At 67.4% G+C, this 25,940-nt stretch carries 27 protein-coding genes and 3 pseudogenes; 14 read left to right on the forward strand and 16 right to left on the reverse strand.

Going from position 1 to position 25,940, the window contains the following annotated elements:
* Positions 1-122: 122 nt before the first annotated feature.
* From ACXDF8_RS21090 to ACXDF8_RS21100, 3 genes are read right to left on the reverse strand one after another with little or no spacing between them, the layout of a single operon-like run.
* On the reverse strand, positions 123-995 hold the full coding sequence (locus tag ACXDF8_RS21090) for an alpha/beta fold hydrolase (protein WP_457225224.1): 873 nt from the start codon (positions 993-995) through the stop codon (positions 123-125).
* Positions 996-1,034: 39 nt separating this feature from the next.
* On the reverse strand, positions 1,035-2,180 hold the full coding sequence (menE, locus tag ACXDF8_RS21095) for an o-succinylbenzoate--CoA ligase (protein WP_457225225.1): 1,146 nt from the start codon (positions 2,178-2,180) through the stop codon (positions 1,035-1,037).
* A 50-nt stretch (positions 2,181-2,230) separates the two neighbouring features.
* Positions 2,231-2,533: a DUF3349 domain-containing protein gene (locus ACXDF8_RS21100; RefSeq protein ID WP_457225226.1), complete on the reverse strand. Its 303-nt coding sequence runs from the start codon at positions 2,531-2,533 to the stop codon at positions 2,231-2,233.
* A gap of 247 nt (positions 2,534-2,780) precedes the next feature.
* Between ACXDF8_RS21100 and ACXDF8_RS21105 the strand changes: the two genes are divergently transcribed.
* The 3 genes from ACXDF8_RS21105 to ACXDF8_RS21115 are packed head-to-tail and all read left to right on the forward strand — an operon-like array spanning position 2,781 to position 4,670.
* Positions 2,781-4,037: an inorganic phosphate transporter gene (locus ACXDF8_RS21105; protein ID WP_457225227.1), complete on the forward strand. Its 1,257-nt coding sequence runs from the start codon at positions 2,781-2,783 to the stop codon at positions 4,035-4,037.
* A gap of 28 nt (positions 4,038-4,065) precedes the next feature.
* The gene (locus ACXDF8_RS21110; protein WP_457225228.1) at positions 4,066-4,350 is read left to right on the forward strand and encodes a hypothetical protein; all 285 of its coding nucleotides are present in this window, start codon (positions 4,066-4,068) and stop codon (positions 4,348-4,350) included.
* 8 nt (positions 4,351-4,358) lie between these two features.
* Positions 4,359-4,670 carry a DUF3349 domain-containing protein gene (locus tag ACXDF8_RS21115; RefSeq protein WP_457225229.1) on the forward strand — a complete coding sequence of 104 codons (312 nt, stop codon included), beginning with the start codon at positions 4,359-4,361 and terminating at the stop codon, positions 4,668-4,670.
* Between the two features lie 12 nt (positions 4,671-4,682).
* On the opposite strand, the gene ACXDF8_RS21120 is transcribed toward ACXDF8_RS21115, so the two are convergent.
* The 3 genes and pseudogenes from ACXDF8_RS21120 to ACXDF8_RS21130 form a co-directional block, all read right to left on the reverse strand.
* The gene (locus ACXDF8_RS21120; protein WP_457225230.1) at positions 4,683-5,072 is read right to left on the reverse strand and encodes a VOC family protein; all 390 of its coding nucleotides are present in this window, start codon (positions 5,070-5,072) and stop codon (positions 4,683-4,685) included.
* A 14-nt stretch (positions 5,073-5,086) separates the two neighbouring features.
* Positions 5,087-5,780, reverse strand: a pseudogene (locus tag ACXDF8_RS21125) (SDR family NAD(P)-dependent oxidoreductase).
* 68 nt (positions 5,781-5,848) lie between these two features.
* Positions 5,849-6,763, reverse strand: coding sequence for a 1,4-dihydroxy-2-naphthoyl-CoA synthase (locus ACXDF8_RS21130; RefSeq protein ID WP_457225231.1), 915 nt, complete (start codon positions 6,761-6,763; stop codon positions 5,849-5,851).
* Between the two features lie 146 nt (positions 6,764-6,909).
* On the opposite strand from ACXDF8_RS21130, the gene ACXDF8_RS21135 reads away from it, so the two are divergent.
* Positions 6,910-7,152, forward strand: a complete 243-nt coding sequence (locus tag ACXDF8_RS21135) for a hypothetical protein (RefSeq protein WP_457225232.1) — start codon at positions 6,910-6,912, stop codon at positions 7,150-7,152.
* 4 nt (positions 7,153-7,156) lie between these two features.
* Here ACXDF8_RS21135 and ACXDF8_RS21140 read toward each other — a convergent pair.
* Positions 7,157-7,626: pseudogene (locus ACXDF8_RS21140) on the reverse strand (M24 family metallopeptidase); the annotation flags it as partial.
* A 189-nt stretch (positions 7,627-7,815) separates the two neighbouring features.
* Between ACXDF8_RS21140 and ACXDF8_RS21145 the strand changes: the two are divergent.
* Positions 7,816-8,295 carry a hypothetical protein gene (locus tag ACXDF8_RS21145; RefSeq protein WP_457225233.1) on the forward strand — a complete coding sequence of 160 codons (480 nt, stop codon included), beginning with the start codon at positions 7,816-7,818 and terminating at the stop codon, positions 8,293-8,295.
* 201 nt (positions 8,296-8,496) lie between these two features.
* Here ACXDF8_RS21145 and ACXDF8_RS21150 read toward each other — a convergent pair whose 3' ends face one another.
* Both ACXDF8_RS21150 and ACXDF8_RS21155 read right to left on the reverse strand, forming a co-directional pair.
* Positions 8,497-9,462: an isopenicillin N synthase family dioxygenase gene (locus ACXDF8_RS21150; protein WP_457225234.1), complete on the reverse strand. Its 966-nt coding sequence runs from the start codon at positions 9,460-9,462 to the stop codon at positions 8,497-8,499.
* Between the two features lie 25 nt (positions 9,463-9,487).
* Positions 9,488-10,669 carry a nitrate ABC transporter substrate-binding protein gene (locus tag ACXDF8_RS21155; protein ID WP_457225235.1) on the reverse strand — a complete coding sequence of 394 codons (1,182 nt, stop codon included), beginning with the start codon at positions 10,667-10,669 and terminating at the stop codon, positions 9,488-9,490.
* A 305-nt stretch (positions 10,670-10,974) separates the two neighbouring features.
* On the opposite strand from ACXDF8_RS21155, the gene ACXDF8_RS21160 reads away from it, so the two are divergent.
* The 5 genes from ACXDF8_RS21160 to ACXDF8_RS21180 are packed head-to-tail and all read left to right on the forward strand — an operon-like array spanning position 10,975 to position 15,534.
* Positions 10,975-11,718, forward strand: a complete 744-nt coding sequence (locus ACXDF8_RS21160; protein WP_457225267.1) for an ABC transporter ATP-binding protein — start codon at positions 10,975-10,977, stop codon at positions 11,716-11,718.
* Positions 11,715-12,599, forward strand: coding sequence for an ABC transporter permease (locus tag ACXDF8_RS21165; protein ID WP_457225236.1), 885 nt, complete (start codon positions 11,715-11,717; stop codon positions 12,597-12,599). Before ACXDF8_RS21160 ends, ACXDF8_RS21165 begins: the two co-directional genes overlap by 4 nt.
* A complete protein-coding gene (locus tag ACXDF8_RS21170) occupies positions 12,596-13,642 on the forward strand; it encodes an isopenicillin N synthase family dioxygenase (RefSeq protein ID WP_457225237.1) in 1,047 nt (348 codons plus the stop codon). Before ACXDF8_RS21165 ends, ACXDF8_RS21170 begins: the two co-directional genes overlap by 4 nt.
* A gap of 12 nt (positions 13,643-13,654) precedes the next feature.
* Positions 13,655-14,299, forward strand: a complete 645-nt coding sequence (locus ACXDF8_RS21175) for a GntR family transcriptional regulator (protein WP_457225238.1) — start codon at positions 13,655-13,657, stop codon at positions 14,297-14,299.
* On the forward strand, positions 14,296-15,534 hold the full coding sequence (locus ACXDF8_RS21180) for an amidohydrolase family protein (protein ID WP_457225239.1): 1,239 nt from the start codon (positions 14,296-14,298) through the stop codon (positions 15,532-15,534). The genes ACXDF8_RS21175 and ACXDF8_RS21180 overlap by 4 nt, the downstream gene beginning before the upstream one ends.
* On the opposite strand, the gene ACXDF8_RS21185 is transcribed toward ACXDF8_RS21180, so the two are convergent.
* The 6 genes and pseudogenes from ACXDF8_RS21185 to fadD8 all read right to left on the reverse strand — a co-directional run bounded on the left by ACXDF8_RS21185 (position 15,531) and on the right by fadD8 (position 19,222).
* Positions 15,531-16,205, reverse strand: coding sequence for an HAD family hydrolase (locus tag ACXDF8_RS21185; protein ID WP_457225268.1), 675 nt, complete (start codon positions 16,203-16,205; stop codon positions 15,531-15,533). The two genes, ACXDF8_RS21180 and ACXDF8_RS21185, sit on opposite strands and share 4 nt — an antisense overlap.
* A gap of 13 nt (positions 16,206-16,218) precedes the next feature.
* Positions 16,219-16,680 carry a sterol carrier protein domain-containing protein gene (locus tag ACXDF8_RS21190; protein ID WP_457225269.1) on the reverse strand — a complete coding sequence of 154 codons (462 nt, stop codon included), beginning with the start codon at positions 16,678-16,680 and terminating at the stop codon, positions 16,219-16,221.
* Positions 16,605-17,003: pseudogene (locus ACXDF8_RS21195) on the reverse strand (GNAT family N-acetyltransferase); the annotation flags it as partial. The gene ACXDF8_RS21190 and the pseudogene ACXDF8_RS21195, both read right to left, overlap by 76 nt.
* A gap of 8 nt (positions 17,004-17,011) precedes the next feature.
* Positions 17,012-17,206, reverse strand: coding sequence for a hypothetical protein (locus ACXDF8_RS21200; RefSeq protein WP_457225240.1), 195 nt, complete (start codon positions 17,204-17,206; stop codon positions 17,012-17,014).
* A 45-nt stretch (positions 17,207-17,251) separates the two neighbouring features.
* The gene (locus tag ACXDF8_RS21205) at positions 17,252-17,425 is read right to left on the reverse strand and encodes a hypothetical protein (RefSeq protein WP_457225270.1); all 174 of its coding nucleotides are present in this window, start codon (positions 17,423-17,425) and stop codon (positions 17,252-17,254) included.
* A 162-nt stretch (positions 17,426-17,587) separates the two neighbouring features.
* Positions 17,588-19,222: a fatty-acid--CoA ligase FadD8 gene (fadD8, locus tag ACXDF8_RS21210; RefSeq protein ID WP_457225241.1), complete on the reverse strand. Its 1,635-nt coding sequence runs from the start codon at positions 19,220-19,222 to the stop codon at positions 17,588-17,590.
* A 173-nt stretch (positions 19,223-19,395) separates the two neighbouring features.
* Here fadD8 and ACXDF8_RS21215 point away from each other — a divergent pair, with 173 nt between their 5' ends.
* The 4 genes from ACXDF8_RS21215 (at position 19,396) to ACXDF8_RS21230 (ending at position 25,387) form a co-directional block, all read left to right on the forward strand.
* On the forward strand, positions 19,396-20,769 hold the full coding sequence (locus ACXDF8_RS21215) for a DUF2254 domain-containing protein (protein ID WP_457225242.1): 1,374 nt from the start codon (positions 19,396-19,398) through the stop codon (positions 20,767-20,769).
* Between the two features lie 518 nt (positions 20,770-21,287).
* On the forward strand, positions 21,288-22,817 hold the full coding sequence (locus tag ACXDF8_RS21220; RefSeq protein ID WP_457225243.1) for an MFS transporter: 1,530 nt from the start codon (positions 21,288-21,290) through the stop codon (positions 22,815-22,817).
* A gap of 18 nt (positions 22,818-22,835) precedes the next feature.
* Positions 22,836-24,404, forward strand: a complete 1,569-nt coding sequence (locus ACXDF8_RS21225) for a long-chain-fatty-acid--CoA ligase (protein WP_457225244.1) — start codon at positions 22,836-22,838, stop codon at positions 24,402-24,404.
* Positions 24,404-25,387, forward strand: coding sequence for an o-succinylbenzoate synthase (locus tag ACXDF8_RS21230; protein ID WP_457225245.1), 984 nt, complete (start codon positions 24,404-24,406; stop codon positions 25,385-25,387). Before ACXDF8_RS21225 ends, ACXDF8_RS21230 begins: the two co-directional genes overlap by 1 nt.
* Here ACXDF8_RS21230 and ACXDF8_RS21235 read toward each other — a convergent pair.
* The gene (locus ACXDF8_RS21235) at positions 25,365-25,928 is read right to left on the reverse strand and encodes a TetR family transcriptional regulator (protein WP_457225246.1); all 564 of its coding nucleotides are present in this window, start codon (positions 25,926-25,928) and stop codon (positions 25,365-25,367) included. The two genes, ACXDF8_RS21230 and ACXDF8_RS21235, sit on opposite strands and share 23 nt — an antisense overlap.
* Positions 25,929-25,940: the final 12 nt, after the last annotated feature.

The following is a 25,940-nucleotide window of genomic DNA, read 5'->3' on the forward strand; positions in this document are numbered from 1 at the left end:
CTGTTCTTATTGGCGATATTTCGCTCGCAGTAGCGCGTAACCGCGCGAACAGGGCGGCCCGTCGGGGGTGACGGTCGCCAGCCTGGCGACGGCGGCGGCCGCGAACCGCTCGGAAACCTCGCTCACACCTGCGTGGCGGGCTGCTCGATGTCGGCGGCCGTGGTGGTGGCGATGAAGTCATCGATCAGGTCGACGACCTCCATGGGTCGCTCCACCTGGGGGAAGTGACCCACGCCGGAGAGGACTTCCAGCCGGGTCGCCGGCCGCACCTCATGGGCGGCGTGGGCGTGCTCCACCGGGATGATGTTGTCCTGATCGCCCCAGATCGTCATGGTCGGCATGTCCTCTTTGACGTTGAGCCGGTTGAGAGCGCTCACCGCCTGACCGCGGTAGTCGACCACCGATCGCAGGGTGCGAAGGAACGCCTGACGGGTCGGGGCGTCGGAGAACGAGCTGTAGGCGTTCCAGATCTCAGCGCCGCGCGGCGACTCGATACCGGCTTTGCGGAACCAGGACCGCAACCGGTCGCCGACGGCCAGCACCGGCGAAGGGGCGATGATCGGCAGGATCAGCTCGGCACCGGGAGCCGACAGCAACCGCAGCGTCCAGCCCACGTCGGGACCCAACCCGCCGCTGCTCATCAGGATCAGCCGCCGGCAGTAGTCGGGGTGCTGGTAGACGAACTGCATGGCCACCCCGCCCCCCAGCGAGTGCCCGACCACCGTGGCCTGGGCCACCCCGAGCTCGTCCAGCAGGTCGCGTAACCAGACCGCGAACGCACCCAACGAGTAGTCGCTGCGTGGTTTGGCGGAGTTGCCGTGCCCGAGCAGGTCTGGGGCGATCACCCGATACTTCCGGGACAGCGGGCCGATCACCGATCGCCAGGTCTGCGAGCTGCCGGCCATGCCGTGCAGCAGCAGGATCGCCTCACCCTTCCCTTCGTCGAGGTAGGCCACCTGGTCGCCGTGCAGATCCAGATACTTGAGGTCGGTCATGTCGTGAAGCCCCTTTGTGTGTTGGTCTGTGTTGTTGAGTCACCAGCCGTACCCACCGGGCAGGTCGCCGCCATTTTCGAAGCGCTGTCGCAGCGCTCTACGGTCCAGTTTGCCGATTCCGCGTCGCGGAAGCTCGTCGACGAGGTGCAGCTCACGCGGGGCCGCCGTGGAGTCGAGCGACTGCGCCAGGTATTCCCTGATGTCGTCGAGGGTCGGTTCGAGCACGCCGGGTGCCGGCACGATCGCGGCGACGACCCGCTGCCCGAGCCGGTCGTCGTCCAGTCCGAACACCGCACAGTCGGCCACCGCGGGGTGCCGGGACAGCACCGCTTCCACGGGCGCGGGCATCACCGTGAGCCCGCCGGTGCTGATCGCCTCGTCGACGCGGCCCAGCACCGTCAGGACACCCGCATCGTCGGCGGCGCCGAGATCGTCGGTGCGAAACCAGCCGGGTTCGGCGAACGGGTCCGGCTGCGGCGGATTGCGATAACCCTTTGCCAGCGTCGGACCGCCGATGACGATGCGACCCTCGCCGGGCTCGGCGCTGTCTTCCAGGCGGATCGTCACCCCGTCCAGCGGGACGCCGTCGTAGACGCAGCCGCCGGCGGTCTCGCTGGACCCGTAGGTGCGCACCACCGCGATGCCCGCGGCCGCCGCACCCTCGAGCACCGGGCGCGGGGCGGGGCCCCCGCCGAGCAGCACCGCGTCCAGTTCGCACAGCGCCGCGGTGGCTTCGGGATCCAGCAGCACCTTGGCGAGCTGGGTGGCGACCAGGCTGGTGTAGCGCCGTCCGGTGCCCAATTGAGCTACCGCCGTGGGCAATTGGGCCACGTCGAACCCCGCGCTGACGTTGAGCTCGACCGGTACCGTGCCGGCCTGCAGGCTACGCACCAGGACTTGGATGCCGGCGATGTGGTGAGTGGGCAAGGCCAATAGCCAGGTGCCCGGACCGCCGAGGCGATCATGGGTGGCCCCCGCGCTGGCGATCAAGGCGGCCGGTGTGAGCATCGCCCCCTTGGGGGTGCCGGTGGTGCCCGAGGTGGACACCACCAGTGCCACGTCGTCGTCGATCTCCTCACCGACGCGCAACGACTTTGTCAGCAGCTCGCTCTCGCGCAGGTCCCCGGCCGGGATGGGAACCAATGGCGCGTCCCGGCCGTCGAGTACTCCCTCGAGCGCGGCCATGAGTGACTGCGCTGAGGGGCCGGGCGGGATCGCGAGCGTTCGCAGGATGGCTATTCGACGTCCTCGCTGTCTCTCGGGTCATCCAGGGGCCAGCCGTATGCGCTGAGCTTGTCCCGTACTCGTTCGATGTCTTCCGGGCTCGGCAGGGCGTCGGTGATCTCGGTGATGAGTACCCCGATATCGATGTGGTCGAAGCCTCCGCGCTCGACGAGTGCGGAGGCGACCGCCTTGACCTCGTCCTCGGCCAGTCGTCGACGCAGCAGGGCGAACAGTGGAACCTGGTCCGGATGCGGGACGCCGTCGGGGTAGCCGGCCTTGATCCAGGCCACGATCCTGGTGAGGAACTTGGTCACCGCGGCAATCTCCCTGGCCGGGGCGCACGCGTATGCCGCCCGTATGGATGTAGAAATCCTAGTCGGCGCCCCATCGCCCCGCGGATTCGGTGTACCCACCCTCCGCCTGCGGAGGCAAACCGTTGACGGATTGCAGGTTAACAACCGATGAACACCTGCGAAGCGTTCGCAAATGCCCAGCTAACCGGCCACTCAGGGACCTTTGGCAACTTCCCAAAGCTCGCCATTACCCAGCAGAATCTCAGACATGAGCACGGAGATGATCATCCTGGTGTTGCTGATCGCCACAGCGTTGGCGTTCGACTTCACCAACGGGTTCCACGACACCGGCAACGCCATGGCGACCTCGATCGCCACCGGTGCCCTGAAGCCGAAGACGGCGGTGTTGCTGGCGGGGGTGCTCAACCTGGTCGGTGCTTTCCTCTCGGTGGAGGTCGCGGTCACCGTGACCACGTCGGTGCTCAAGGTGCAGGACAGCAAAACCGGGCACCTGCTGCCGGGCATCGATGCGTCGATGGGTCTGACCATCATCTTCGCCGGCTTGATCGGCGGCATCCTGTGGAACCTGCTGACGTGGCTGTTCGGCATCCCGTCCAGTTCGTCGCACGCCTTGTTCGGCGGGTTGATCGGCGCCGGCCTGGCCGCGCTGGGCGCCAAGGGCGTCAACTGGAGCGGTGTCACGCAAAAGGTGCTGATCCCCGCGGTCGCGGCTCCGATCATCGCCGGCATCGTCGCGGCCTGCGGCACCTGGCTGGTCTACCGGATCACCCGCAAGGTGCTGGCGCGCCGCCGCGAGGAGGGATTCCGCTGGGGCCAGATTGCCACCGCCTCGCTGGTCGCGCTCTCGCATGGCACCAACGACGCCCAGAAGACGATGGGCGTCATCGCCCTGGCGCTGATCACCACCGGCCACCTCACCGGTGACGTGAAGAAGGACGGGCTGCCGTTCTGGATCATCCTGAGCTGCGCGTTGGCCATCGGGCTGGGTACCTACATCGGCGGTTGGCGGGTCATCCGCACGCTCGGCAAGGGTCTGGTCGAGATCGAGTCGCCGCAGGGTCTGGCTGCTGAAGCCTCCTCGGCCGCAATCATTCTCAGCTCCAGCGCCGCCGGTATGGCGCTGTCCACCACGCATGTCGCCACCGGCTCGATCCTGGGCAGCGGTGTCGGCAAGCCGGGCGCCGAGGTGCGCTGGGCCGTCGCCGGCCGGATGGCCGTCGCCTGGCTGGTGACGCTGCCGGCCGCCGCGCTGGTCGGTGCCCTGGCCTACTGGCTGTCCTATGTCGTCAAGGACGTCACCAACTCGCAGCTGATGGGCGACGGGCTGATCTTCCTCATCCTGGTCGGGCTGTCCGGCTATATGTGGTGGCGCGCCCAGCAGCAGAAGGTCGACCACAACAACGTCAACGCCGACTGGGACACCTCGACCAACTCGGTGGTTCCCGCCGAGGTGCGCGCGGCCACCAAGGACACCAAGCCGGCTCAGCCGACTGCCTCGGTCTGACCCCCAACTACCTCCAAAGGACACGTTGATGACGTACTTCGAGTCGATCCTCAAAGTGCTTGTGGTGGGCTTGGTGCTGGGTGCCGGACTGCCGGCGCTGTTCGCCACCGGCATGCTGGCCTACTCGTTCGGTGCCGGCGGCGAGGAAGCCGACCACGTGATGCACAAGCCGAACCCGGCCCTGAAGTTCGCCGGGATCGTGCTGTTCCTGTTCGTCTCCCTGGTGATCGTGACGGCCGTCGCCTGGATCACCCGGTCGACGATCATCCATCACTTCGGTGTCGACCTCTTCCCGATGCTGCCCAAGAAGTGAGCCCGGATATGACAGTCGAACAGCAGCAGCCCGCTTTCCTCGACAGCGTTCTCGGCTGGCTTCGCAAGGGCTACCCCGAGGGCGTTCCGCCCAAGGACTACTACCCGCTGCTGGCCCTGCTCAAAAGGTCGCTGTCGGAGGACGAGGTGGTACAGGCCGCCCGGTCGATCCTGCGCGAGGGGGACATGGACACGCCGGTCACCGAGGAGCAGATCCGCGCGGCGGTGCGCCAGACCATCGAGAAGGAGCCGGTCGCCGACGAACTCAACCAGGTCGCGGCGCGACTGGCGTCGGTCGGCTGGCCGCTGGAGTCGCACTAGGCCGGTCGGCGCTCAACGCCGGTCGCGGCGCAACGGATGGTCCTCGGGTACCTGCACGAAGATCAGCGTGGTCCCGTCCGGATCGCTGACGTGCATCTCGTGCAGACCCCACGGTTCGCGGCGGGCTTCGCGGGCGATGTCGACGCCGCAGCCGCGTAACTCGTCCTGGGTGGCGTAGAGGTCGCGCACCTGCAGCCACAGCGCCCCGGGAAATGGTCCGGCCGGTCCGTTGCCCGAATCGGCGCCGTGGCCGGCGAGTTCGATGAGTGACTGACCGGCATAGAACACTGTGCCGCCGCTGTATTCACGGGCGATCGCCAAGCCCAGCACATCCCGGTAGAACGCCACCGAACGTTCGTAGTCGGCCGGCCGGAGCAGTATCCGGCTTACGAGGATGTCCATCCCTCGTGTCTACCTCAGTTGGGCTGCATTTGCTGACGCTTCATCACCCGGTTGAGCATGCCGGGGGCGACGACGTCGATCGCGCGGGCCGTGACGGCCATCCGCGGGGCGATCCGCACCGGGCGGTGCCGCGCGGCGTCGATCATCCAGCGGGCTGCCTCGTCGGCGGTCAATGCCGGAAGCCCGTCGTAGGCCTTGGTCGGGGCGATCATCGGGGTGGCCACCAGCGGGTAATACAGCGTCGTGGAATGCACGCCGTAGGGCGACCATTCCGTTTCGATGACCCGGCTGACAGCGCTCAACGCCGCCTTGGAGGCGTTGTACACACCGAACAGCGGGGAGGCTTCGCTGAAGACACCCCAGGTGGCGACGTTGATGACGTGACCGTCGCGGCGCTCGATCATCGCCGGTGCCAACCCGCGGATGAGCCGCAACGGAGACAGATAGTTCAGCGTCATGGTGCGTTCGACGTCGTGCCAGCGATCCAGCGATTCGGCCAGCGGCCGCCGATCCGCCTGCGCCGGTGATGCGGTCGACGACCTCGCCGAGTTGCTCGGCGCGGCGCGCCACCAGGACGACGTCACAACCGTTGGCCGCGAACGCTTCGGCACCGGCGGCGCCGATCCCGGACGAGGCGCCGGTGACCAGCACCCGCTTACCGCGCAGGTCGATGTTGGTCCCGGTGGGCAGGCTCAGCGGCGGGCGCATGCCGGTCAGTGCGATGGCCTCGGTCAGTCGGCGGCGCAACGGGTTCACGGTTGGACTCCTCGAAGTCGCTAGAAGTAGCGGGGGAACGGGCTCCAGTCGGGGTCGCGCTTCTCCAGGAACGCATCCCGCCCCTCCACCGCCTCGTCGGTCATGTACGCCAGCCGGGTGGCTTCTCCGGCGAACAGTTGCTGACCCACCAGCCCGTCGTCGAGCAGGTTGAACGCGAACTTCAACATCCGTTGCGCCTGAGGCGATTTGCCGTTGATCTCCTTGGCCCACTGGACCGCTACGTTCTCCAGCTCGGCGTGGTCGACCACCTCGTTGACCGCGCCCATGTGGTGCATCTGTTCGGCTGTGTACGTGCGGCCCAGGAAGAAGATCTCCCGGGCGAACTTCTGCCCGACCTGACGGGCCAGGTACGCGCTGCCGTAGCCGCCGTCGAAGCTGCCGACGTCGGCGTCGGTCTGCTTGAAGCGGGCATGCTCGCGGCTGGCCAGAGTCAGGTCGCACACCACGTGCAGGCTGTGCCCGCCGCCGGCCGCCCAGCCGTTGACGAGGCAGATGACCACCTTGGGCATGAACCGGATGAGTCGCTGCACCTCCAGGATGTGCAGCCGCCCGGCTCGGGCCGGGTCCACCGTCTCGGCGGTCTCACCGTCGGCGTACTGGTAGCCGGTGCGGCCACGGATGCGCTGATCGCCGCCCGAGCAGAACGCCCATCCGCCGTCCTTGGCCGACGGGCCGTTGCCGGTCAGCAGGATGACGCCGACGTCCGGGGACATCCGGGCGTGGTCGAGCACCCGGTAGAGCTCGTCGACGGTGTGTGGCCGGAACGCATTGCGCACGTCCGGCCGGTCGAAGGCGATCCGGACGGTGGGCCGTCGCACCCCGTCGACGACGTGCCGGTGGTAGGTGATGTCGGTCAGCTCGAAGCCGGCAACGGGCTGCCATAGGGACGGATCGAACGGGTTCGCGGTGGTCACGCTTGAGACTTTAGGCGCGACGGGGACGGGGACCACGGGCAGGTTTGGGTGGAGGGGCGTCGGCTACAAAGAGCGCGACGATGCGTACGGGACGCACGAGGTTGGAGAGCACAGTGAAGCGTTCGGCAGGTCTATTGATTGCAGGCATGGCGTTGAATGCCGCCCTGGTCGGATGCTCGCCGGCGGTCACCGGTGGTGACACCAAGTGTGAGGACTTCATCGGCCAGGACGAGAAGACGCAGAACGAAGCGGTAGCCAAGATGCTCAAGGACGAAAAGGGCACCGAAGCAGCGCAGTTGGAGGTCACCGGAACTCGGCTGGCGGTGCAGACGTGGTGTCAGACGGCGGGTACCCCGGAGTCGAAGATCAAGGAAGCCCCGCACCTGTAGCCGATCACGCCGCCCGGCGGGTCAGCACGGGGGGTGACCCGCCGGTGACGGCGATGTTGTGGGTGCCCTGGGCGAACTGGGGTTCCAGGGTCAGTGTGAGTCCTGGTTTGAGTGTCAGGCCGCGCCCGGCGCGTCCGCGGTTGGGCACGTGTGGGTCCTCGTGCATGGTGCGGCCCAGGCCGTGCTCACCGAATTGGGTGTTGACGGGATATCCGTATTCGTCGGCGACCGCGCGGTGGCCTCGATGACGCGCAGATCCTCGGATCGGGGCGCCCCGACGATCAGGCTGCGCGCCGAAGCGGCGACCCAGCCGTCAATGGATACCGCGACGTCCATGCTCAGCAGGTCACCGTCACGGAGTGCGTAGTCATGTGGAAGACGTTGCAGCGCAGCGCCATTGACCGAAAGGCAGATGGCATTGCGGAACTGCCCGCGACCGAAGGGCGGCGCGTAATCCCAGTAGCACGACACCGCGTCGATCTCGCCGGAGGCCTTTGACCGCGACTTTGCGTCGCTGAGAGGTTCGATGGTTCCCCTTGTGGGGTGTCGAGCCAGGTTGCCTGATCACGTGTGAATCTGTCTGCCCGTGTGCACCTTTGGCGAAAGGTTGGGTATCCGTTATGGACGCCACCTGCCTGCAGTCCTTCATCGATGCGCTCATCGATGACCTCACCCCGAGGCCTGCGCCCGATGAGGAGGGCGATCGCCGGTTGTGTCATGCTCGATGCTCCCCGCCGGGTCCTCGATGAGCAGCCGCTGCTGGCGGTGCTGGCCGCCGCGGTCACCGTGGGCAACCTGGCTGATCATGTGATCGCCTCCGCGGTCGCGGTCGCGGTCGCGGCCGCCGAGCGGGCCGGGATCCCGGCCCGACGGCACCTGCGCTCAGGCGTCGACCTGCTCACCCTGTTGGGTGTGGCACCACATGCGGCACACCGAGCCGCACGGGTCGGACGCGCAGCGCACATGTTGCCTGCGTTGACCGGGGCTCAGCGTCTCGGTGGGATCGGTATCGAGTTCGCCGACGCCATCGCCCGGACTGCCGCGGAATCCTCGGCCGGACAGCCTGGGCTTCGCCGGGCCGGTCAGCACCCCGCAAAACTCATCACCCGCGACAGCACGACCACCACGCCCGCCGCGCCATGACCACCCTGCCCACCGCCGCGTAACCAAACCTGTTACGCACCTTGACAACTACACAGAGAAACCGCCCGCATGAGCGGGTCCGGCGGACGATCACGCCGCCGGATCCGCTGCCGCGGCTCGATCCGGTTGAAGATCAACGCACACCCCACCGTCAATCAGGTGGCCAGCCGCGCCTGCTGGTTCCGTCGGTCCTGATGTGGGCTACCGAGCGAAGTTCGCGCTGATCCGTTGCTGCAGATAGTCTTTGGCGCTGATCGGCGGATATTTTCCCTCGGGGCCGGCGATCATCACTTCATGGTTGGCCTGGGCGAAAAACGCGATGCTGTAGCGCGCACCCCGGTGGTCTGCGGGTCCCGGGCTTCTGACCCGGTGGAAGTTCGACGGCAGCAGGTCGTCACTCCAGCGCATCAACATGTCGCCGATGTTGCAGGTGATGGCCTCTTCCGACGGATGCACCGAGGTCCACTCCTGGGCGTCGCGTTCCTTACCCGGGCACACCTGCAGGCCACCCTGGCCGTCACGCTGGAACAGCAGTGTCAGGCAGTCGAAATCGGTATGCGCGCCCGCACGCCACACGCCAGTGAGGTCGGCATCCGCCGGCAGCGCGAAATAGTGCAACAGGCGCAGGGTGCTCTGGTAGGTCGGTGACGACGGGTCGTGCGCACGGGTGAAGAAGTCTTGGTCGAAACCGAGCTTTCCGGCGAACAGGGACAGTAGTTCCATAGCCAGCACCCAGCACTTGCGCTCGAAATCGCGGATCGTCGAGGAGAACTGCGCGAGTTCCTCTTCGCTGGGCCACAACCCGTCCATGTTCGACAGGGTGACCTGATAGGACTCCTTCTGGTCGGGCACCCCAACCGACGGCCGGATCTGGGTCAGTTGCTCCCAGCCCGAGTTGTACCGCTTGGGCCAGCGGGCCTTGACCTCGTCGGGCAGCGCGAAGAAGCGTTCGGACATCGCGAACGCGGCACGAACGTCGGCCAGGTCGATACCGTGATCGACCACCTGAAAGAACCCGATATCGGTTGCCGCGCTCCATAATTGGTCGGCGATCTGGTCGCGTCGGGTGGCCAGGTCGGCCAGCGATATCCGCCGCACCTCCCGGTCGCTCTCGGTGCCCAGTGCGCCCATGGCACGTTCGCGCTGTAGTTCGGTCATCTCGATCATGGCAGGGTCTCCTTGTGTCGGCGCGTCAGTTCATGGTGATTGAGGGATCGCTGAACCGGTTGGTGAACAGGTCGTCGGCGGTCATGTCCGCGGGCACCACATTGCCGGTCTTGGCGAGCACACCCCGCAGATCCTCGACATTGCGGGCGGTGCGGGTGGGGTTATAGATGCCGAACGATCCGTCGTCCTCGGCGGCCAGCAGGCCCTTGTCCACCAGGGTCTGCGCCCCGTAGGACGCCTCAGCTTCGGTGTAGGGCGAGTAGGTGCTGTCCTGCGAGATGACGTCGACGATCACGGAGTTCACCGGCTCGGGCGCGGCGGCGTAGTCGACGCCGGATTGCTGGATGATCGGAACCAGCTTCTCCAGGCACGGTGCGAGCTCGTCGACCCGGTCGGCGCGCACCGACATGTTGGACGCGTAGATGTCATAGCCCACGTCCTTGACCAGCCCATAGCCCACCGGCTTGTCCCACGCCGGGGTGTCGTGCTCGTAGACGTGGGGCTCGGAGTTGGCGAACCCCTGCTGCACGATGGCGGGATCGCCGACGAAGCGCGCGGGCGAACCGTCGTAGCTGGGATCGATCTGCGACTCCTTGAGCAGGCCCTTGGCGACCAGCCAGGCCGGGTAGATCTGGCCCTCGGAGGTCACCACGGTGGTATCGGTCTTGCCGATATCGGCCACGGAGCTGAACTCGGGATGGGTCGCCGGATCCCACATCAGGATCGTCGGGCTGTACTTCAGCAACGGGGTGACCCCGACCACCGGCTGTTTGGCGGCGGCGGCCACCAGCATGTCGCCGTGCACGATGCCGAGGATCAGTGAGTCATCCAGATACAGCTGCGACGGCACCGACTGGAAGCCGATGGCGGGCCCGCCGGACTTCAGGGTGATGTCGACGCCGGTGTCCAGGCCACCGGCGACCAGCGGCCCGGTCACCGACTTGTCCTCGGTGTCGACCCGATAGCCGGGGCCGAGCATGCCGAAGACCGCACCCATGTCCGACTGGGGTTGCCACTGCAGTTGGATGCCGATGTCGGCGGGGCAAACGTCGGCGAGCTGTTGCGCCTCGGGAGCCGGCGCCAGCGACGAAGCCGGGTCGGAGGCGGACTGCCCGCCGGATGACTCGGAGGCCGACGAGCAGGCGGTGAAGGTGAAGGAGGCGACGGCGCCGACGGCGGCTGCACGCCACAGGGCTGATCGGTTCATGGATTCCTCGGTGACTTCGTCAGTAACGTGGCAGGGAAAGGCGGGTGCGCTGCTTCGGTGCTGCGCATGCAATTACATGCAATCACGACCACTGTTGCGGTCGTGTAAACGAATCGTGCTCCCGTCGATTCATGGGCACTTTGCTGGGCTTTGGCCGAGAATCCTTACCTGTGGTTTACCGTCGGAAACGTGGACGTAATACATGTAATCGACGCTGGAGACATCGATTCAGCCTCGGGCTGCATGTAACGCCAATCTTGGGAGTTCTCGTGGAACCGGACCGGACCCTTCGTGATCCCGGCGGGATAGCCCTCGCCGGCGCACAGATCGAGTTCAGCGACATCACCAAACGGTTCGACACCGGCACCGTTGCGCTCGACGGTATCGATCTGTCGATTCGGCCCGGCGAGTTTGTCGCCGTGGTCGGGCCGTCCGGGTGCGGCAAGTCGACGCTGCTGCGGATGGCGGCGCATCTTGAACAGCCCACGTCGGGATCGGTGCGGCTGGGCACGTCGTCGGTGGGCTTCATCTTCCAGGAGCCCACCCTGTTGCCGTGGCGCAGCGTCCGGGCGAATGTCGAGCTCTGCGCGGAGCTCAGCAAGGCCGGTCGCACCGAGACGAAAAGGCGGGCGGTGGAATCTATTTCGGCGGTCGGGTTGGAAGCCTTCGCCGATCAACTGCCCAAGTCACTGTCCGGTGGCATGAAGATGCGGGTGTCGATGGCCCGTGCGCTGACACTGTCACCCGAGGTGCTGCTGCTCGACGAACCGTTCGGCGCGCTCGATGAGATGACGCGACTGGAGATGCAGGTGGAACTGCAGCGTCTGTACGCCGAGCGGGGGTTCACCGCAATGTTCGTCACGCACTCGGTGTCGGAGGCGGTGTATTTGGCCGGCCGAGTCGTGGTGATGACACCGCGGCCGGGACGTATCGCCGGAATCGTCGACATCGGCTTCGACTATCCCCGTTCCCCGGAACTGCGTTTCGAGTCGCGGTTCATCGACTACACCGCCGAGATCTCGGCACTTCTGCACGGGAGGGTGGCATGACCGTTCTCGGGACCGCACTGGAAGCACCGGGCAGATTACTGGCCCGACGGGACACCGCCGGCGCGTCCGCACCGGCGGCGAGAGCCCGGCGGGGCAGGAAGATCAGCGGTGCAGTGCTTTTCCCGCTGCTGTCCCTGGGGTTCGGTCTGGCGTTGTGGTCTGCGGTCAGTTACCTGGTCCTCGAACCCCACCGCCGGTTCCTGCTGCCGCCACCCATCGACGTCTTGCGCAACTCGCTGATGGACTGGACCCGGCTCAAGCCGATGCTGGATGCATTGGCGGTCACCGCGGAGGTCACGCTCGTCGGTTTTGCGGTGGCCGCCATCGCAGGCGTCGGCACCGGAGTGCTGATGTGCCAGGCGAAGTGGCTGGAGAAGATCATCTACCCGTATGCGGTGGTCATCCAGGTCATCCCGATTCTGGCCATCGTGCCGCTGATCGGGCTGTGGATGGGATACGGCATGGCTGCTCGAACCCTGGTCTGCACGCTGATCGCGGTGTTCCCCATCATCACCAACACCCACTTCGGCATCCGGTCGGTGGACCGCGGTATGCACGAATTGTTCACCGTATCGGGAGCCTCCCGGTGGGACCGGATGGTCAAACTCGAACTGCCGGCGGCTCTTCCGGCGATCATGGCTGGAATGCGCACCGGAGCCGGACTTGTGGTGGTCGGCGCGATCATCGGCGACATGTTCTTCGCGAAGGGTCAACCCGGCATCGGCACGCTGCTCGACGTGTATCGCGCACGGCTGCAGTCGGAGGATTTGGTCGCCGCGATCGTGCTGGCGTCGGTGTTCGGCGTGCTGGTGTTCGCAGTGATGGGCGCGATCTCGCGGGTCTCCGTGGGACGTTGGCACGAGTCAGGGAGTCAGTCATGAGCAGTTTCGTCGTTCCGGTCCTGGACGTCAGCCCGTACGTGGCGGGCGGGACCGCCGCCTCCGACCCGGGGTGCGCGGCCGTGGCCGCCGCCTTCGACGCCGCCTGTCGTGAGGTCGGCTTCATCCAGATCGTCGGGCATGGAATCGACCTGGAGGCCATCGCGGGGCTGACCGCGGCGCTGGACGAATTCTTCGGGCTGCCATTGGCGGTCAAGCAGGATTACCGGCGCGATCCGTCGACCAATCGCGGCTACTCGCCGCCCAAGAGCGAATCGCTGAGCATGAGCCTGGGCATTTCGGCCAATCAGATGAACGATTACTACGAGGCCTTCACCGTCGGCACCGAGGTCACGTCCTTTCCCGGGCTGAATCTGCCCGAGACCAGTTACGCGCCGAACAACTGGCCGGATGCCGCTCCGGGCTTTCAGCCGCGGGTGCAGCACTATTTCGGCCAGGTACAGGTGCTGGCGCGAACACTGATGAGCACCGTGACCGACGCGCTGGCGTTGCCCCGGCACTACTTCGACTCGATGATCGACCACTCCATCGAGGTGCTGAAGATGAACAACTTCGCCCTCCCCGAAGGCGACGAGCGCTTCACCGGCGACCTGCAGGGCATGGGTGCGCACACCGATTTCGGCATCCTGACCATCCTGTGGGCCGATCAGGTTCCCGGCCTGCAGGTGCTGGACCGCACCGGCACCTGGCACGATGTGCAACCCGCCGACGGCGCCCTGCTGATCAACCTCGGCGACGCCATGGCCAGGTGGACCAACGACCGCTGGCTGTCCACCGTGCACCGGGTCGATCCGCCGGTGGTCGACGGCCGCATCCAGCGCAGGCGGTCGGCGGCCTTCTTCTTCGACGGCAATCACGACGCGGTGCTGGCACCGCTGCCGGGCACCGTGGCCGACGGTGAGATCGGCTACGAACCGATCACGGTCGCGGAGAACATCGCGATGAAGGTCGCCGGACTGCGCACCGGTGCCGCACCACCGATAGCGCTGCGGGAAGCCGCGCGGGTGTCCGCCGCGGCCGAATAGGAGGGCGCCTCGATGACCAGTTCGGACGGTGCGCTGCTCACCGAGTCGGTGCACAACTCCTTGCAGGAGTTGATCTTCAGCGGCGAGTTGCCACCCGGCAGCCCGCTGAGTGTGCCCGCATTGGCGGCCCGCCTCAACGTCAGCCGCACGCCGGTACGCGAGGCCGTTCAACAGTTGATCTACGAGGGGCTGGCCACCCACACCCGCAACGCCGGCGCCCGGGTGACCCTGCTGGATGAGGAAGCGGTCAAGTCCGTCTTCGAGGTCCGAGAGGTGCTTGACGGATTGGCCGCGCAGAACGCCACCCTCAACGCCAGTCGGGCCACTGTCGAGCAACTGCGCAAGATGGTTCAGGTGCAGACCGAGATGCTCGACGAGTCCCCGGACCGGTTCCGCGACGCGAAACTCGACCTCGAGTTCCACACGCTCATCCGCGACACCGCGCGCAACCGGCCGCTCAGCGATGCACTGGCGCGCCTCGACGGGCAATCCCACCTCTACCGGTCCGACATGTGGACCGCGGAACTGAACCGCCGGCTCGCGGTGGGTGAGCACGAACGCATCGTGGCGGCCATCGAGGCCGGTGACGCCGAGGGGGCTCGCTCCGCGGCCTGCGCCCATGTGTCCGGACTCTACGTGCGGACGCGCAGAGGGTGACGATACATCCTGCAGGACAACGACTGTCGGCACTGACCAATGCGACGCTGGCAGACGGTTCCGTGGTGGACGTGGCGTTGGGCCGTGACGGTGAACACACGGTGGTGACCTCGGTACGTCCGGCCTCCGGCGCCGAGCCCGACGGTGAGTCCGTGCTCGATCTGGATGGCTTCGTGCTGTTCACCGCGCCCGCCGAGCCGCATGCCCACCTGGACAAGGCGCTGTCCTGGGACGAACTGCGACCCGAGCCCGGCGACCTGCACCACGCCATCGCCACCTGGAAGGAGGGTTCGCTGCGGTTCGACGAGGAGTCGTTCCGCCGGCGTGCCCGGACGGCGGCGTTGTCGTTGTTGCGCAACGGGACCACGGCAGTGCGTACCCACGTCGACGTGCTCTACGGCGATGACCCGCTGCGCGGCATCCGGGCTGTCGACGCGGTCCGCCGCGAGCTGCGCGGGGTGATGGACATCCAGATCGTCGCCCTGATCAAGGCCTACTCGGATGTCGAATTGCTCTACGGTGCATTGGATGCCGGCGCCGACCTGGTGGGCGGTTCGCCGCACAGCGCACCGGAACCGCTGGCCGAGCTGGATCGCCTGCTCGGTGTTGCCGAGGACCGCGGGGTCGGCGCGGATCTGCACACCGACGAGTTCTTGGTCGGCGAGCACCACACCCTGCCGGGGTACGCCGCACGGGTGCGGTACTGGCCCACCGATCGCAACCGCACCGCCAGCCACTGCACCCGGCTGTCGATGATGACCTCGGCCGAACTCGATGCCCTGCTGCCGCAGGTTGTTTCGGCGCGGCTCGGGGTGGTGGCGAACCCGCTGACAAACCTGTCCATCCATGCCCGCGATATCGCGCCCGCGACCCCGCGGGGGATCGCGCCGATCGCGCGGCTGCGCGCCGCCGGTGTGCCGGTGGCCGCCGGCGCCGACAATGTCCGCGATCCCTTCAACCCGCTCGGCCGCAGCGACGCACTGGAGACGGCGATGCTGGCGGTCGTCGCGGGGCACGTCGACCCCGATAGCGCCCTCGCGTTGGTCACCGATGACGCGCGGGCCGTCCTCGGACTCCCGCCGGCGGGCCCGCGGCTGGGAGCCCGCGCCGAACTGTTGGCCGTGCGGGGCACCGGTGTCACCGATGTGATCGCCAACGCGCCTGCCGACCGCATCGTGATCCACGACGGTGCGGTGGTGTCGCGCAGCCAGACACACACCTGGACGGCCGTCTAAACCTCGATACCGTGTGCCCGCAGCGCCGCGATCAGACCGTCGCATCGCTGCGCGGTGGGCAGCGGATCGACCAGCGCGAAGGCGCAACCGACGGCGCGGGCGCCGCCGTCGGCCTCCTCGCTGTCACCGACCATCAGCGCATCGGCGGGCTCGATACCCAATCGCGCCAGCGCGGTTTCGAAGATCGCCGGATTCGGCTTGACCGCACCGACTTCGAAGGACAGCACGTACTCGTCGGCCGCGGTACCGGCGGCGGCCAGTGCCGGACGCAGATCGAAGGCGATATTCGACACCACCGCGGTCTTGACCCCGGCACCGCGCAGCCCGTTCAACGCGGCGGCCGTGTCCGGGTACGGCGTCCAGGACGCCGGGTCAACCAGCTTGGGATACAGCGCCGCGGCATCGTCACCGGTGAGACCCGACTCCCGCAGCACATGCAGATACGCCTCGCGGTGCAAGTGCGGTTCCAGATCGCGGTTGGCCCAATTGTGCTGCTGCTCTTCCGACATCGGCACCGAGCTGCCGGTGGGCGCGGTCACCCGGCGCATCAATTCGGCCTGCACGTGCCCGTCGACCGCCTTCTCGTCGACGGTGATGCCGTGAAACCAGCTGTCGTCCTCTTCAAGGCGGAACAGGGTGCCGGAGAAGTCGAAGAGCACGGCGCGTATCAAACTGCCATCCTTGCTAGAAGTGGTCAGGGATCGCGGGAGCGACAGGCCAGCCGAACGCGGCCGCGGCCCGGTGTGCCGATCCCGGGGTGTGTTCATGAACCAGCCCCGCCGCCACCATCTGCGCCACGCTGGTCCCGCCCAGGTACCCCGCGCCGAGATCGCGCGCGGAGATCGTGAGGTCGGCGGGTGCGCTGGTCCGCTCGCATTCGGCGCCATCGAGATCACCGCGCAGCCGGAAGCCGCCGGTGTTCCATGGGCAGAATTCGTCGCGCACGTCCACCACGATATCGACGGGTGCGCCGTAGCGGCGCAACGCGAGGCCCGGTCCACCTCGACCAGCCGGACGAAGATGCCGTCCACGACCGCGCATTGCAGTGCCCGCTGATCGGCGATCAGGTACCGCAGCGGCTCGTCGATCGCGGCACCGTCGAACCGGATGCTGCGAACCAGGTCGATCTCCAGCAGAAAACGCCATATGCGGGCGTAGGCGCGCGGATTGGTGGCACGCACCTCGTCGATGTGCAGCGCGCCGTTCGGCCCGGTCGCCGACCAATCGGATTTCGGCCGGTAGATCGCCGGGCCGACAGCCAGCAGGGTCGCGGCATCGGTCTCGCAGACCGTACCGCCGCCCAGGTCCACCTCCGGACGGAAGCCCAGATCGCGCACCTGCCCGGACAGCACGACGTTCTGGCTGGCCGATCCGTAACCGAACCGGCCGTAGATCTCGGTCTCCGAGGCGAAGAGCATGGCCAGCGCCTCGGTGCCGCGGTCTCGGATGCCGTCGAGCTGACGGCGCATCGTCCGGGTCAGCAGTCCGCGGCGGCGGTGGACGCCCAGCGGGTTCCGTCGCGGAACCCGAACATCCGGTCCGGGTCGGTGAACTTGCGGGACAGCGCAATATCGTCGGCCTGCGGGTCGTGCAGGAACACCGAGTACAGCGCGGCATTGAAGGTTCGGTAATCGTCTTCGTCTCGGACGGTGCGCAGGGTCAGGTCAACCACATGCTCCTGTCTACCGTGCGGCCGCCCGTGGATGCGCGTTCCTTTTCAGCAGCACCTCGCGTTCCCGCTCATTGGCGGTCGGTGCGGCAGCGGCGATGAACTCGCCAGGTCTTCGGCTAGGCCGATATCGCCGACCGCGCGGGTCAAGGTGGCGACGATCTTGGCGGCTTCCATCCGCCAGACCGCGTCGACGGTGGCGCGCAGATCGTTGTCCGGCACTCCGTCACGCTAGCGCGATCAGGCGTCGACGGGATCCTCTGCGCCCAGGTGCTCATCGCCTCGGACCGGGTGGCGGGTGCGGGCGTGCGGTCGTCCATGGCGGTGGGTCCTGTCGGTGAACTGACCGAGGTCACCGGTGCCTGTACCCAGACGCGTGCGGACTCAACCCACCGAACGCCCCGCGCCCCGCCAGAACTGCGCGCGGACGGCCTTCTTATCGGGCTTCCCGAGCGCGGTGATCGGTACCGAATCGGCGACGACGACCTGCTTGGGCACCTGCACCGACCCCTTGCGTTCCTTCACCGACGCCTGAATCTCGGCGATCATGGTGGCGATGGCGCCCTCGGAGGTGTCCGCGTCGGGCCGCAGCACCACCACGGCCGTCACCGCCTCGCCCCACTTCTCGTCGGGAGTGCCGATGACACATACCTGGGCGACCGAGGGGTGTTCGGCGACAACGTCTTCGACCTCGCGGGGGAAGACGTTGAAGCCGCCGGTGACGATCATGTCCTTGGTGCGGTCGACGATGAAGTAGAAGCCGTCCTCGTCCTCGCGGGCCAGGTCGCCGGTGTGCATCCAGCCGTCTCGGAACGTTTCGGCGGTGGCTTCGGGGAGATTCCAATAGCCGCCGGACAGCAGCGGGCCGGCGACGCAGATCTCGCCGACCTCGCCCTGGGGTACCGGATTGCCGTCCTCGCCGAGCAGGGCGACCTTGGCGAACAGCGTGGGCCGCCCGCAGGAGGTCAGCCGCTTCTCGTCGTGGTCCTTCTTCGACAGGTAGGTGATCACCATCGGCGCCTCGGACTGCCCGTAGTACTGGGCGAAGATCGGTCCGAAGCGGCGGATCGCCTCGGCCAGGCGCACCGGGTTCATCGCCGAGGCGCCGTAGTAGACCGTCTCCAGCGACGACAGGTCGCGGGTGTGCGAGTCAGGATGGTCCATCAGCGCGTAGATCATCGACGGCACCAGCATCGTCGCGGTGATCTTCTGCTCCTCGATCACCCGCAGCACCTCGGCGGGGTCGAACTTGGTGAGCACCACGAGTTCGCCGCCCTTGATGATGGTCGGCACGAAGAACGCCGCACCCGCGTGCGACAGCGGGGTGCACATCAGAAATCGCGGGTTCTCCGGCCATTCCCACTCGGCGAGCTGGATGGTCGTCATCGTGGTGATCGACTGCGCGGTGCCCAGCACACCCTTGGGCTTGCCGGTGGTGCCACCGGTGTAGGCCATGCCGCCGATGTGGTCGGGCGGCAGGTCAGCCGCCACCAACGGCATCGGTGGGTACTTCGCGGCCTCGGCGATCAGATCGACCGCCGCGTCGCTCAGTGCGTCGGGGACCGGCCCGAGGGTCAGCACCTGTTTGAGGCCGGGCACCTTCTCCAGCAGGCCCTGAGCCCGTTCGACGAACATCGGGTTGGGGTCGATGATCAACGACGTCACGCCCGCATCGTTGAGCACATACGCGTGATCGTCGAGGGAGCCTAGAGGGTGTAGTGCCACTCGCCGGTAGCCCTGCGTCTGGCCGGCGCCGATGATCATCAGCACCTCGGGGCGGTTCAGCGACAGCAGCCCGGCCGTCGCGCCGGTACCCGCGCCGAGCGCCTCGAAGGCCTGGATGTACTGGCTGATGCGCTCCGCGAGCTGGCCACCGGTCAGGGTGGTATCACCGAGATGCAGCACCGGCTTGTTCTTGTTGCGCTTGAGTGCGCCGACGGTCAGGTGGCCAGAATGAAGGGGATGGCGCAGCAGGTCGGCCGATGGGCGCTCGCGCGTGGAGGAGACAGCCTGGGTCATGCCGTCCACATTAGAACGTGTTCCAGTTCTGAAGGAAGGGCGTCCTCATGACCGAGATCTGGCATGGGCCGGCGCACAACGATCTCGACGCTGACGGCCGCGAGTGCGCCGCGATTGTTTGAAGTAGCGTCAATCTGGACAATCACCGCCGGACATCGGCGAAAGGATCTCGGGTGCCGGAGGTCGTGACCGCAATCCGGCAGCGGCATGCCGTGTTCGTCGACGCGATACGCAGCCGACTGTGGCCGGTGCCCGCCCTGTGCGTCGTGACCGCGGTTCTCGTCGGTATCGGGCTTCCGCAACTCGACGCGGCGATCGACGCCAGGATGTCACCGATGCTCGCCCGTTATCTGTTCGGCGGCAGCGCCGACGCCGCGCGCGAGGTACTCGGCGCCGTTGCCACCTCACTCATGACCGTCACGTCTTTGACGTTCTCGCTGACCTTGGTGACGCTCCAGCTGGCCAGTAGCCAGTACTCGCCGCGGCTGTTACGGACCTTCGCCGCAGACCCCTTCGTCCAGCGCACGCTGGCGCTGTTCCTGGCGACATTCGCCTACGCGCTGACGGTGTTGCGAACGGTGCGTAATGAGAGCGAGGCGTCGAGTCTGTTCGTCCCGCGGATCTCGGTCACCGTGGCCTACCTGCTCGCGATGGCCAGTGTGCTGGCGTTGGTACTTTTCCTCGGCCATCTCGTGCGTCAGATCCGGATCGAGACGATGCTCGACCACGTCTCGACCGACATCACCGACATGGTGCGGCGTATCGGACACCCGCTCGACGAGGAGGACGAGGCCAGCGGCTTGACACCGGTGCCGCCCGCGCACTGCGAGATCGTCACGGCGCGGTCGTCGGGCTTCCTGGTGCAGGTCGACGAGCGCGCTCTGGTCGCCGCGGCCGTCGACGCCGATGCGGTGGTGTGGATCGACCGGCCGGTCGGTGCCAACGTGGTGGCCGGCGCGCCAGTTGCCTTCTTCTGGACTCCCGACGCCGGGAAGGCGCCAAACGAACGGGAGCGCGACGCGTTACGCGATTGCGTTGTCGCGGCACTCCACACCGGCGTCGAGCGGACCGCGACCCAGGACATCGGATATGGGCTGCGGCAGATGGTCGATGTTGTCGTCCGAGCACTATCGCCGGGGATCAACGACCCCACCACGGCTATTCACGCGTTGAACTCGTGTACCGCCGTTCTGTGTGAGTTGGTGGGTTACCGACTGGGAACGCGGGTTCTGCTGGACGGCGATGAGGCGGCCCGGGTGGTGCTGCGCCAGCCGGACTTCCCCGAACTCCTCGATCTGGTGTGCGGCCAGCCACAGCTCTACGGCGCGCAAGACCCTCAGGTGATGCGCGCATTGTTGGGGTTGTTGCGCGATGTGGCCTGGGTCGTGCGCCTTCCCGGGCAACGGGAGGCAATCGCGCAGCGCTGCGCTCAGCTGCGGCGTGGCATCGCCGCGCAGAACTTCGACGCCGCCGAGCGGGGCGAACTCGAGTGCGCGGCTCGTGACGTCGACGAGGCACTCAACCGGCGGTGGAGTCCGTCGACCTGACTCCAGATCTGGATGCGTTCAACGCGGATCCATCGCCCATCTTGTCGGCGCCGATGACGCTCAAGGACCCGTCCGATTCCAGCACCATCGCGCCGACCCCCGAAGATCCCCATGGCCGGAGGAACGAACCGCTTGCCAGAGGTCGGCGACGCTGATGCGTTCCCGGCGGATCGCGTCGTGATCGATCTCCCCGCCGATCATGAGCACGCTTGGGCTGGCGGTGACCACCACACGCCCCGCGACCGTGCGGGACAGCTTGGCGGCGACGTATTCCTGTTGGCAAACACCGTGTCCGTACGGTCGCGGACGGGGTGGTCGATGGCTGATACCCGCCGCTGTCTTGCTGGACCCGCCGATGGCAGCAGCGTTGCGCTTTCGAGACCTGTGCCCTGTGTGCGGGCGCTGTCACGACGCCTGTTCCGGTCGAGGCGTTCCCCGCATAGAAGCCGTGCGTCTGCCTCGCCGACGCGCAGCGGCTTTTCGCCGTCTCGGGCCGCCAGCGGGGCTAGCATCTGGCAATGCCGCAGCAGCAGGAGGTCACCGGCCTGGCGGCGACCATGACCGTGGTGGCCATGGGCCTGGGATACAGCATCACGGCGGGTGATCCGACGATCCTGTCCGCCAATCTCGCCGAAGTCCGACGCGGCCTGGAGTTCAGCCCGAGCACCGCGAGTTTCCTGGCGTGCCTGGCGACTCTGACGCTGGCCGCCGCGGTCCTGGGTGCCGGCGCGCTCGGCGACCGCTATGGCATGAAGCGGATGTTCGTCATCGGCACCTACGGCTCGATCGGGTTCGGGGTGCTGGCAGCGGCGGCACCTAACGTGGCTGTGCTGACGTTCGCCCGCGCCGGTATCGGGGTCGCCTTCGCCTTCGTCCTCGGTCTGTCACTGGCGATCGTCAACGCGGTCTTCCCGCCGGGGCGGCGGGCCGCCTCGATCGCGACATATCTCGGCGCCGGCCACGCGCTGAGTGTGTTCCAGCCGGCGGTCGGCAGCTGGCTGGCGACCCAATACGGGTGGCGGGCTTGCTTCTTGGTGACACCCGTGCTGGCCGCCGTCACACTCGTCGTCACCTTGCGCTACGTACCCGAGACGGTGCGCTGGCAACGCAAGCTCGACCTGGTGGGTATCGGGCTGGCTGCGGCGGGTCTGGTTCTGATCATTCTCGGTCTGACGGAACTGCAGGGCGGCTTCCACATCAGCGCGGTGGTACAGATCCTGGTCGGCCTCGGCTCGGCGGTGGCGTTCGTGGTGTGGGAGAGGCGCGTCGACGCGCCCGCCTTGGACATGCGCATTTTCTCCTCCGGACGTTTCAACGCCGCGGTGGCGGCGGGCGCGACGTTCAACTTCCTGCAGGGCGGCGCGACCATCCTGTTCGCCTACTACCTGGTCACCATTCGCGGAGAGTCACCGGAACTGTTGGGGCTCCTACTCATTCCGGCGGTTCTTCTGGCCGCGCTAGCGGCCACGGCCGCGGGCCGGGCCGTGGTGCGGTTCGGGGAACGCACGGTGCTAATCGCGGGGCTGGCGATCCTTCTCGCTGGGATGTTGATGCTGGTGGTGCTCGACGCGAGCACACCGATTCTGGTCCTGGGCGTCGCGGTCACGCTCAATTCCATCGGCGGTGCGGTGGTACAGACGCCGCAGTCGACCATCATGATGTCCAGTGCGCCGGCAGAGCTGGGTGGGGTGATCTCGGCGGTCAAACCCGCTGTCGGCCAGGCAAGTTATTCGATGGGGCCCGCGTTGTTCGCTCTGGTGGGTACGACGTTGTTCCTGCGCGACGGTCGGCGCAAGCTCGAGGGGTCCGGGATCTCCGAGGAACAGGCGCGCGACGCGCTGCGCGTTGCGCACGGCGGGGTGCCGGGGCCGGCCGCGGGTGCGGAGGTACTCGACCCGGACAAGGCCCGGTGGGTGGTCTCGGAGGCCAACCAGAGCTGGCTGGCCGCGATCCACGACCTGAGCCTGATCATGGCCGTCGTGCCCGCGGCGGCGATCGTCCTCGCCTGGATCCTGCTTCGACCGAAGCCTGGTACCCGGGCACGCTGACATGGCACCCTGACCGGTATGCAGCAACCACCCGAACCGCGCTATCTCGACGACCGGCCCGCCTATTGGGCCAAGCACAAGCCCGACGAGGAAGCCATCAGCTACCTCAGCCGCAGCTGGAACTGGGCGCAGTGGGACGATCGGGTCCGCCGGCTGGCCGGTGCGTTGGTGAAGCGCGGCGTCGGCCACGGCGACGTGGTGGCCTTCCTGGACAAGAACCACCCGGCCTGCGTCGAGCTGACGCTGGCCGCGGCAACGTTGGGCGCCGCCACCGCCATCATCAACGTCCGGCTGTCCGGTCCGGAGATGGACTACGTCCTCAACGATTCCGGCGCCAAACTGCTGATCGTCGGTAGCGAGATGAAGGCGGCCATCGACAAGATCCGGGACCGGCTCACGCACCTCGAACACGTCATCGAGGTGACTCCCGACGGCGATGAGGGCGACGAGTACGAGGCCATGCTCGCCGCCGCCACGCCGGTCGGGCGCGGGCCCGAGGTGCAGCCCGACGACGTGTGCCTGATCATGTACTCCTCGGGCACCACCGGCCACCCCAAGGGGGTCACGCTCACCCAGCGCAACCTGTTGGCGCACACGCTGAATGCGGGCACCTTCGAGTTCGAACAAGGGGACAAGAACCTGGTGGCGATGCCGCTGTTCCACGTCGGTGGTTCGTCCTATGTGCAGTACGGGCTGCATGCCGGCATCCCCACCATCATGACCCGCGATGCCGACGGTGCGTCGCTGGCGGGAGCGATCCTGCAGGGAGCCAACCGTACTTTCCTGGTGCCCGCCGTGCTGGGCAAGGTGCTGGAGTCCGGCGATGACGCGGTCAAGCTGTTCGGTGCGCTGCGCACCTTTGTCTACGGTGCGTCACCGATGCCGCCCGCGCTGCTCAAATCGGCCCTGAAGGCGTGGCCGGACACCGATTTCATCCAGGTGTACGGACTGACCGAGGTATGTGGGGCGATCACCCAGCTTTCCCCGGAGGTGCACCGCGACGACTCGCGCCCCGACCGGCTGATCAGCGCCGGCCAGCCCGCCCGTGAAGTGGAGGTCAGGGTGGTCGACCCCGACACGCTGACCGAGCTGCCTACCGGACAGCCGGGCGAATTGTGGTTCCGTACACCGCAGCTGATGAAGGGCTACCACAACAAGCCGGACGCGACCCAAGCGGCCATCACCGAGGACGGCTGGTTCCGCACCGGTGACATCGGCCGGGTCGATGAGGACGGTTTCGTGTTCGTCGAGGACCGGCTCAAGGACATGATCATCTCCGGCGGCGAGAACATCTATTCCGTCGAGGTGGAGCGGGTGCTCACCGATCATCCCGCGGTGCTCGACGCCGCGGTGTTCGGGGTCCCGGACGAGAAGTGGGGCGAGTCGGTCAAAGCGGTTGTCGAATTGTCCTCGGGACAAACCACTTCCGAGAGCGAACTGATCGCCTGGTGTCGCGAGCGGCTGGCCCGCTACAAGTGCCCACGCAGTGTCGAGATTTCGGAGGCGTTGCCCCGCAACCCCACCGGCAAATTGCTCAAGCGGGACCTGCGTAGACCCTATTGGGAGAACCGCGACCGCGCGATCTGATGACAGTCCGCATCGACGATCTGCTGGAGCGCTTGCACGTCGTCGCGCTGCCGATGCGGGTGCGTTTCCGGGGGATCACGGTGCGCGAGGTGGCGTTGATCGACGGTCCGTCGGGGTGGGGCGAATTCGGGGCATTCGTCGAGTACGAGCCGCCCGAGGCGGCATCCTGGCTGGCATCCGCCATCGAATCGGCTTACGGCACAAGGCCGTCGCCCCGCCGGGAGCGGATTCCGATCAACGCGACGGTACCTGCGGTTCCGGCCGTGCAGGTACCGGAGGTGCTGGCCCGGTTCCCCGGCGCGCGCACCGCGAAGGTGAAGGTGGCCGAGCCGGGACAGACGCTGGCCGACGACGTCGCCCGGGTCGACGCGGTGCGTGCGGCGATACCGACGGTGCGGGTGGATGCCAACGGCGGCTGGACGGTCGAGGAGGCGGTCGCGGCCGCGGCTGCACTCACCTTGGACGGTGCACTGGAGTACATCGAGCAGCCGTGCCGCACCGTGGCCGAACTCGCCGAGGTGCGCCGGCGGGTGGACGTGGCGATCGCCGCCGACGAGAGCATTCGAAAGGCCGCCGACCCGCTGGCCGTGGTGCGAGCCGGCGCCGCCGACATCGCGGTGCTCAAGGTCGCACCGCTGGGCGGAGTATCGGCGCTGCTGGACATCGCCGCCGAGATCGACATCCCGGTGGTGATCTCCTCAGCGCTGGACTCCGCGGTCGGCATCGCGGCCGGACTCGTGGCAGCCGCGGCCCTGCCGGAGCTCGAACACGCCTGCGGGCTGGGTACCGGCGGACTGTTCGTCGAGGACGTCGCCGAGATCATGCCCGTCGACGGCAGCCTCCCTGTCGGCGAGGTCGCGCCGGACCCGGCGCGGCTGGCCGCGCTCGCCGCGCCGCCGCCGCGCCGGGATTGGTGGATCGAGCGGATGCGGGTCTGTTTCGCGCAGGCCAGCGCGTCGCTCAGTCCGCGGTCAGCGCCTTGAGTTCGGTGATCGCCGCGCGCACGTAGTGGGCCAGGTCGCGCTCGTCGTCGGCGCCGACCCACTGGTCGAACGCCAGCTTGAACACCGCGCCGCCGGTGTCGGCGGTCAGCCGGGCCGCCGTGTCGGCGACCCCGCGCAGCCGCAATCCGTCGGCCAGTGCGCCGGTGAGGGCGGCCAGCTTGATCAGCTCGCGTTCCTGGAGTCCGGGGTTGGCGGCGATCACCGCCTGTCGTAGCCGCGATCCCGCGCGGCGGCCGTCGAAGAATGCCGCCGCCTGTTGCAAAGCGTTACTGACCGCTTCCAGGGGACGGGTCGAATCAGGAGCTTCGGCAACGGCTTTCGTCAACTGCTCCAGCAACGGTCGCTGGCCGCCGAAGAGCACCTCGCGCTTGTCGGCGAAGTACCGGAAGAAGGTGCGCTCGGTCAGCCCGGCTCGCTCGGCGATCTCGGCGACCGTCGTCTGGTCGAACCCGCGCTCGGTGTACAGCGCCAGCGCCGCCTCCTGTAGGCGGCCCTGTGCGTCCGGTTCCCAGCGAGCCATGGCGGAATATTA

It is taken from the genome of Mycolicibacterium sp. CBM1, assembly GCF_054073305.1.